The organism is Candidatus Protofrankia californiensis, assembly GCF_900634765.1.
Classification (GTDB): Bacteria; Actinomycetota; Actinomycetes; order Frankiales; family Frankiaceae; genus Protofrankia; species Protofrankia californiensis.
The window spans coordinates 7,460-15,106 of the sequence record NZ_CAAAFT010000373.1 but is presented as its reverse complement, the minus strand read 5'-3'; the positions used below and the strand labels follow the sequence as shown (position 1 = coordinate 15,106).

Here is a 7,647-nt window from a genome sequence, read left to right as displayed (position 1 = left end):
GGCTCGTCCCTGGACGGCTCGTCGCTGAACCGGTCGGCGACGCGGGCAGCCCCGCGCGATCAGCGGGTCGTGTCCGGACGGTAGTCGGCAACCAGTTCCTGGGCCAGCTGTTCCAGGAACAGCCCGGCGTCCGTGACGACACCGACAGCATGGGTGAACCCGCGGTCGGCGATCCTGGTGACGCTGCTGGGGTCGATGTCCACGCAGGCCACGGGGATGGATGCCGGCAGGATGTTGCCTGTCGCCACCGAATGCAGCATCGAGGCGACCATCATCGCGAATCCGATCCCGCGCAGGGCGTCGCGCATGGCGCGTTGGCCGACCAGCACGTCGGTGTGGACGTCCGGCAGCGGGCCGTCGTCCCGGACCGAGCCGACCAGGACGAACTTCTTGTCCGCCTTGACGATGGCATGCATGATCCCGCTGGTCAGGATGCCGTTGTCGACGGCGGCGGCGATGGATCCGGCGCGCCGGATCGTGTTGATCGCCCGGATGTACTGTTCGTGCCCGCGTTCGGCCCCCTTGCCGCGGCTGGGTTCGTTGCCGAACGCCGCTCCGTACAGGGCCGCTTCGATGTCGATGGCGGCGAAGGCGTTGCCGGAGAAGAGCACGTCGACGTAGCCGGCTTCGATCAGGGTGACCATGGCCGAGGTGGCCCCGGTCTGGACGACGGAGGGCCCGGCCACCCACAGCACTCCGAAGCCCTCCGCCTTGAGCTCACGGATCTGGCGGGCGATCGTCCGGACCAGCAGGGCTTGGCGCTGTGGCGCCAGTAGGGCCGTGGACGACGACATGGACTGGAAGGTTCCGTGTATCCGGGTCGAGTGGTCGGTGACCGGCAGGACGGCCTTCACCCCGGACACGCCACACACGATCATGTCGCCGGCCCGGACGTCGGAGACCGGGATGGTGCGTACCCGCCCTTCGGAGACGACAAGGCCGCAGTCCATCTCGGGATGTTCCACCGGTACCCACTGGCCGCCGAGGCGGACCACGGTTTCCAGATTGGTGGTCGAGTAGAAGTCGGCGGGAAAGATCCCGTCGCGGTCAGCCGCCCGCACCACTGCCGTGCCCGGCTCCACGCTGTTGACGCCATAAGCCTTGATCCGCATGAGAATGCGGGTCAGATGCTCCCTCGAGTCCGCCCCGACGATGATCATCGCATGCGACTCGTCGTCGTGGGTCATACCGAGATCGATACTCTCGATCTCGTAGTCGCCCCCGTAACCCAGGACGTCGTCGAGTATCCGGGCAAGAATACCGGTGTCCATCAGGTGACCATGTATCTCGACCTTTTCGTGGAACTGCACGCAGCCGCCCCTTCCGTGACGTGACGCAGGCGTCCGGTCCGCCTACCGGCGAATCCGGATCAGACGACCGCGCCGTCGTCGCCGTCCGCTGAATCGGTGGGCGGCCGATCCCCCATTCGGAGTACCAGTGTGGCGACTCCGCCCAGCACAAGCATGACTCCTCCGACGTCATAGGGCCTGCCGTGGTCAATCCCGGCAATTGTGGGCACCAACAGGATCGCGACGCCGAGGGCGATGGAACACAACGCCCACCGGGTGGTGGGTTGCATGCGTGGTATCGGAGGTGGGGGCGGTGGCTCGTAGTGGTCCGACGGATCATAGGGATCATCGGAGGCGTCGGGGTCGTCCGGGATACCCGGAAGGTCGACATCCGTCCCGTCGCCGGCTGGATTTCCGGTGCCGGTCCCGTCCGCGGGGAAGGGGAAATGGTCGTTTCGGTACCTCGGGTCGAGTGGTAAGCGCCAGATCGGACGCACGGTCACGCTCGGGGGTTCCGCCCGCACCGTGACGTCCTCGCTGGACGGCCAGGTCCGCTCGACGGGTTCGGCGTCGAAACGGGCCACGAGCGAGGCGAAGGCCGCGTCCTGATCCGCGTCCTGACCTGTGCACTCGTCCCCGCCGGGGGTGTCCGCCGCCGGCGGCTCACCGGCGGTGGGGTTCCGGTTCGCGGTGCCGTCCGCGGGTGCGGGATCATCTCGGTGCGCGCCGGACCGGTCGGCGGGCCCGATCGTGGCCGCGTCGCGGTCCTCGGCATCGGGCGGACCGGCTTGCGGCGGCCGTCCACAGGCAGGCGGACCGGTCTCCGGCGGCGGTCCACAGGCAGGTGGTGGCAGGTCAGGCACGACTCACCCCGAGACAACCGTGTGTGTGTCGACGAACTGGAGACTTCCCTGGAAAATTGTCTGTCTATCGTTGTCGAGTGTCGCCACGTGGTAGCTGTTCTCCAGGATGCGCTCGGAGACGGCGCACGATGTCGCGCCTTCCAGCAGGATCCGTCCGGACGTGGCTTCGACGACGTGGTCGACGCGGCTGCGGAAGGTCAGGATCGGGCTTGTGATGCGGCCCAGGTCCGCCACTGTCAGCGCCCACAGCTCGCGCAGGGAGACGAAGGCCCGCAGGGGCAGCCGGCGGTAGGCGACCTCCGCCGTACCCGGGGCCTTGATGTCGCTGCTTACCCCGATCACGCCGGGGACGAACCGCGAGAGCGCCGGGGCGAGCGCCGCCACCCGGCGGTCGGTGCCGAGGCTGGGGTTGACCGTGACTACACCGGCCACCGCCGAGCCATGCACTTCCGCCAGCCGCAGGGTCAGGGTCCCGCCCATGGACAGCCCCATGATGAACACGGTCGGGCAGCGTTGCCGGAGGCGGTTGAAGGCGTCCTCGGCCGCGCCGAACCAGTCGTGCCAGGTTGTCGTGTTCATCTCCTGCCAGTGTGTGCCGTGGCCCGGCAACAGCGGGCAGGAGACCGTCAGGCCCGCCTCCGCGAGGAACGCGCCCCAAGGGCGCATGCTCTGGGGTGTGCCCGTGAATCCGTGGACCAGTAGCACCCCGATGTCGCCGCCGTCGTGCTCGAACGGCTCCGCACCCGGTATGACCGAACGCCGTGGTACGCCTGCCATGGTGCCCGCCCTCTCGTTGCTTGTGCGCGATCGGCCGCACTCCGTGGAGATGGGCGATTTTTCTGTTTTCGTCGCGCAAACCGGCTCCGCAGCATGCTCGCATGCCGGGCGGGTACAGGCCATGCTCACTATGATGCCGATGCCTTATCCGACGCCGGCCCCGGTAGCCGGTCCCATGCCCGCGCGGACCCCGCGTCGCCGCAGGAGGGCCGGTGGCCGGTGTCCGCGGACCTCCGGCCCGTCGACATCCTTCCGGTCGACCTTCCGGTCGACCCCGCGGCGGTCTTCGAGGTGGTCCTCGTGGTGGACGGGGCCATCCCGGTTCCATAGGGTTATTCGGGCCACCGTGTGCGGGCACGTCGGGCCGATATTGGTGGACGACCACACCGGGAGCTGACGTGTTGTACTGGGTCGTCAAGGCGTTTCTCACCCCTATCCTGCGGCTGTTCTGGCGGCCGTGGGTCGAGGGGCTGGAAAACATCCCGGAACGAGGTCCTGCCATCCTCGCCGGTAACCATCTGTCCTTCTCCGACCACTTCTTCCTCCCGCTGGTCGTGCCGCGACGGGTCACCTTCCTGGCCAAGAGCGACTACTTCACCGCACCGGGATTCAAAGGCTGGCTGAAGCGGTTGTTCTTCACCAGCGCGGGTCAGCTCCCGATCGACCGCAGCGGTGGAGCCGCCAGCGACATGGCGTTGCGGACCGGCGTGAGGGTGCTCCAGCGCGGCAAGCTGCTGGGGATCTATCCGGAGGGCACGCGCTCGCCGGACGGACGGCTGTACCGAGGCAAGATCGGTGTTGCCCGGATGGCGCTGGAGTCGAAGGTGCCGGTCATTCCGGTTGCGATGATCGGCACCTTCGAGGTGCAGCCCCAGGGGAAGCTGATGCCCAGGATCCGCCGTGTCGGCATCCGCATCGGCCGGCCTCTTGATTTCAGCCGGTACGAGGGCATGGTCGACGACCGGTTCGTGCTCCGGTCCATGACCGACGAGATCATGTACGAGCTCATGGCGCTCTCAGGCCAGGAGTACGTCGACAGGTACGCACAGCGAGTCAAAAGCGAGCTCACCGCCGCGCACGAGGCTGCGACCGGGGCGGCCGGCGGTTCCGACGGAGATCCCGGCCACAAGGCTGCTGGTCATACGGTCGACCGGGCCTCGGCAGAGGCGCAGACGAAGGTGTCGACGAAGGCGCCTCGTAGCTCGCGCGCCCGCCGGCGGGCCGGTCGCAACGCCGGCCTGTCGGGCCTGGGTGATCAGACCGACACCCGTCAGGCAGGCTGACCTCCCGCTGGCGGGGCACGGCAGGATGGTCGGCGTGTACTCATCGGGGGATCCTGTAGCGCTCGACCATCCGTCGCGTGGGCGCCGGTCGGCAGGAATGCGGCGTGCCCCGGCACGGCTTGCCGTGACAACTGCTGTTGCCACGGTTGCCATCCAGCTGACAACCGGTGCCGTACCCGCGGCCCGGGCCCAGCCGGCGCCGGAGGTCACGTCGGGGAGTCCCGCACCCGCGCGGTCGGCGGTGACGGATCCACCTGCCGGCACGGTCCTGCGCGCGGGCCGGTTCATTGTCGACCTTGACGGTCGGACGCTGTTCGTGCGCGGCGTTTCGGTGCCGCCCGGTGCCGCTCTCGACCAGGCCACCGTCGCGCAGTGGGCCGCCGTCGGCTTCACCGCGGTGAGCCTTGGCGTGCGGATGGAAGCCGATGGGACGTTCACCGGGCAGCCGGGCCGTGTCGGCGGGTCGGCCCGGCTGCCCGGCGACGCCGACAAAACCGTCGGTGACACCGCCGACAACACCGCCGGTGACGGGCTTGACCGGCTTGCCGCCTCCGTCGCGGTCGTCACCGGGCAGGGTCTGCGCGCGATGATCCAGATCGTGCCGACCGCCGCCGCGGTCAGGGCGGGGGACGAGGTGTTCGCCGCGGGTCTGCGGCGGCTGTCAGGCCGGTTCCGTGATGTTGCCGGCCTGGTCGGCTTCGAGCTGATGGTCCCGGCGTCGGCGAATCCCCTGCTGCTCAGCGGCGCCGTGCGGGCGGAGGACACCCACCATCTGCTCTGGCGAAGCAGCCCAGCCTCGTTCGACCCGACCGCGAGCACGGCGACCAACGACGAGGCGGTGCTCCTGGTCGGCTGGGCGGCCGGGGATCCGGCGACCGTGCTGCGGTTGGTGTCGGCTGCCGAGACCGCGCAGATCGGATGGTTCTTCGACCGGCCGTTGACCGGCACGACCCTCGCCGTCCTCGCCAGGCCCTACCCCTCCGCGGTCGCGGGCGTTCCGGTGAGCTCGACCTACAATCCGTCCGGACGGCTGCTCGCCTTGTCCTACCTGCCGGTGTCCCCGACAGGTAGTGCCTTCCGTCGCGGAGTCGCGACCCAGATCCGTGTCCCGGTCGGCGCCTACCCCGACGGCTACCTGGTGCGGGCGTCCGGGGCCACGGTCGTCTCCGCCCCTGGCGCGGGTGTGGTCTGCCTGGCCACCGATACGGGAGCGGCCCGGGTGGACGTCCGGGTCGAGCCGGCGCCCGCCGGTGGGGCTCCGCCGGTCGCGCCGCCGCCTCCCGGTGATCCATGCCCGCAGGCCGGTGCGACAACCCCGGCTGGTACCACGACCCCGGCCGGCCAGACCGGCCGCGGCGGCCACAGCGACGACAGAGCCGCTGACAGAGCCGTTGACAAGGTCGCCGATGACGACGTGAACGGCGTGCTGCTATGGGCGCTGCCGCTGGCCGGCGCCACGGGGACGGCGGTCGTTCTGGGCGGACTGTTGTCGACGACGCGTCGTGGTCGCCGTCGTGGCCTGGTGACCGGCGGAGGATGAGCGTCCCGTTTCGGGAGGTCGGCAGGCAGACTGGATCGGTGGCCAGCCGATATCTCTACGACACCGAGTTCATCGAACGCTCGGAGGGGGGCCACCTCTGGCTGGATCTGGTGAGCATCGGAATCGTCAGCGAGGACGGCACCCAGGAGTACTACGCCGTGTCCACCGAGTTCGACCCGGCCTTCGCGGTGCCGTGGGTGCGGCGCAACGTCCTGGACAAACTCCCGCCGCCGTCCGATCCCAGCTGGCGGTCGCGGGCGCGCATCCGCTCCGACATCATCGAGTTTCTCGGCATGGCCGGGCCTCCGGAGCTGTGGGCCTGGTATGCCGCCTACGACCATGTGGTGCTCTGCCAGCTTTTCGGCACGATGACCGATCTTCCCCGGCTGTTTCCCCGTTTCACCCGGGATCTGCGCCAGCTCTGGGAGGAGGTCGGCCGTCCACCGCTGCCGCCCCCCCCGCACGACGCCCACGACGCGCTCGCCGACGCCCGGCACAACCTCGACCGGTGGCGGGTACTGGCACCGCTGCGGGCCCGGCTGTCCCCGGCTCCCGCGAAGTGAAGCTTCCGTGAAGTACGGCTTCCGGGCCGGGAAATTCCCCACGCCACGGGTGCCGGATGTGTTTCTCCGAGCACGTCCATGGGATTACGCTTCCGACCTGACAGGAGTGACTCGTCACCGACTAAGACTATTAAGTGACCAGGGGGCCTGGGTCTCCCGGATCTGCCAGGTCGGCTTTCGGATCTCGGACCCGGCGGGGACCCGGGCGCGAAAAAGATGATCGCGCCGCCTTTGGTCCGCTAGGAGGTACACGGAGTGCGGATCGGAGTACTGACAGGTGGCGGGGACTGCCCCGGGCTGAATGCTGTCATTCGGGCAGTCGTCCGTAAAGGTACGGATGTCTACGGACATTCTTTTGTCGGCTTCCGGGACGGTTGGCGAGGTCCGCTGGAGAATGCCACCGTGCCGCTGGGGGTCGAGGCGGTGCGGGGAATTCTCCCACGCGGCGGTACTATTCTCGGATCCAGCCGCACAAATCCCTACAAGGAGGACGACGGCGTCGCGCGTATTCGGGACACCCTGGCCGCGCACGCGGTCGACGCACTGATCGCGATCGGTGGGGAGGACACGCTGGGGGTGGCCGCCCGACTGCACGACGAAGGCATCCCGGTCGTCGGCGTGCCCAAGACCATCGACAACGACCTGTCCGCCACCGACTACACCTTCGGTTTCGACACCGCCGTCAACATCGCGATGGAGGCCATCGACCGGCTGCACACCACCGCGGAGAGCCATCACCGTGTCCTCATCGTCGAGGTGATGGGACGCCACGCGGGGTGGATAGCGCTGCACAGTGGTATGGCGGGCGGGGCCAACGTGATCCTTCTTCCGGAGCGGCCGTTCGACATCGACAAGGTCTGCGCCTTTGTCGAGCACCGCTTCGCCTCCCACTACGCGCCGATCATCGTGGTGGCGGAGGGTGCCGTCCCGGTGGCCGGTTCCTTGACCGTCAAGGAGGGGGAGCTGGACGCCTTTGGCCACGTCCGGCTCCAGGGGATCGCCTCCGTGCTGGAGACCGAGATCCGTGGACGGACGGGGCGGGAGTCCCGCGCGACCGTGCTCGGCCACGTCCAGCGGGGCGGCACCCCGACAGCGTTCGACCGGTGGCTGGCGACCCGCTTCGGCCTGCACGCCATCGATGCCGTGCACGACGGTGCCTGGGGCATGATGGTGGCGTTGCGCGGTACCCGTATCGACCGGGTGCCGTTGGCGGAGGCGACCCGGGAGCTCAAACTGGTGCCGGAGGAGCTCTATGCCGAGGCCGAGGTTTTCTTCGGTTAGAAGGCCGAAGGCGGCGCGATCGTGTTTTCGCGCCGCTGGAAGGCCCAAGTT

The 7,647-nt window shown here is 68.9% G+C and carries 7 protein-coding genes; 4 read left to right on the top strand and 3 right to left on the bottom strand.

Annotation, left to right across the window (positions count from 1 at the left end; translation table 11 throughout):
- Positions 1 to 59 precede the first annotated feature (59 nt).
- From DD1DGNOD_RS19100 to DD1DGNOD_RS19090, 3 genes are read right to left on the bottom strand one after another with little or no spacing between them, the layout of a single operon-like run.
- Entirely contained in the window at positions 60 to 1,310 is a 1,251-nt protein-coding gene (locus DD1DGNOD_RS19100; RefSeq protein ID WP_131767839.1) for a TIGR00300 family protein, read from the bottom strand.
- 59 nt (positions 1,311 to 1,369) lie between these two features.
- The gene (locus DD1DGNOD_RS19095; protein ID WP_131767838.1) at positions 1,370 to 2,152 is read right to left on the bottom strand and encodes a hypothetical protein; all 783 of its coding nucleotides are present in this window, start codon (positions 2,150 to 2,152) and stop codon (positions 1,370 to 1,372) included.
- Positions 2,153 to 2,155: 3 nt separating this feature from the next.
- A complete protein-coding gene (locus tag DD1DGNOD_RS19090; RefSeq protein ID WP_131767837.1) occupies positions 2,156 to 2,929 on the bottom strand; it encodes an alpha/beta hydrolase in 774 nt (257 codons plus the stop codon).
- A gap of 398 nt (positions 2,930 to 3,327) precedes the next feature.
- Here DD1DGNOD_RS19090 and DD1DGNOD_RS19085 point away from each other — a divergent pair, with 398 nt between their 5' ends.
- The 4 genes from DD1DGNOD_RS19085 to DD1DGNOD_RS19070 all read left to right on the top strand — a co-directional run bounded on the left by DD1DGNOD_RS19085 (position 3,328) and on the right by DD1DGNOD_RS19070 (position 7,596).
- Positions 3,328 to 4,212: a lysophospholipid acyltransferase family protein gene (locus tag DD1DGNOD_RS19085; protein WP_131767836.1), complete on the top strand. Its 885-nt coding sequence runs from the start codon at positions 3,328 to 3,330 to the stop codon at positions 4,210 to 4,212.
- A 34-nt stretch (positions 4,213 to 4,246) separates the two neighbouring features.
- Complete coding sequence (locus tag DD1DGNOD_RS19080) at positions 4,247 to 5,752, top strand: hypothetical protein (protein WP_165036888.1); 1,506 nt, start codon at positions 4,247 to 4,249, stop codon at positions 5,750 to 5,752.
- Positions 5,749 to 6,315, top strand: a complete 567-nt coding sequence (locus tag DD1DGNOD_RS19075) for a polyadenylate-specific 3'-exoribonuclease AS (RefSeq protein WP_131767834.1) — start codon at positions 5,749 to 5,751, stop codon at positions 6,313 to 6,315. The genes DD1DGNOD_RS19080 and DD1DGNOD_RS19075 overlap by 4 nt, the downstream gene beginning before the upstream one ends.
- Before the next feature lie 255 nt (positions 6,316 to 6,570).
- Positions 6,571 to 7,596, top strand: a complete 1,026-nt coding sequence (locus DD1DGNOD_RS19070) for a 6-phosphofructokinase (RefSeq protein WP_131767833.1) — start codon at positions 6,571 to 6,573, stop codon at positions 7,594 to 7,596.
- Positions 7,597 to 7,647: the final 51 nt, after the last annotated feature.

What these genes read in the sequence shown, in the direction of transcription:
- DD1DGNOD_RS19090 (WP_131767837.1), bottom strand. Translation starts at nt 2,929, where the DNA reads ATGGCAGGCGTACCACGGCGTTCGGTCATACCGGGTGCGGAGCCGTTC.
- DD1DGNOD_RS19075 (WP_131767834.1), top strand. Translation starts at nt 5,749, where the DNA reads ATGAGCGTCCCGTTTCGGGAGGTCGGCAGGCAGACTGGATCGGTGGCC.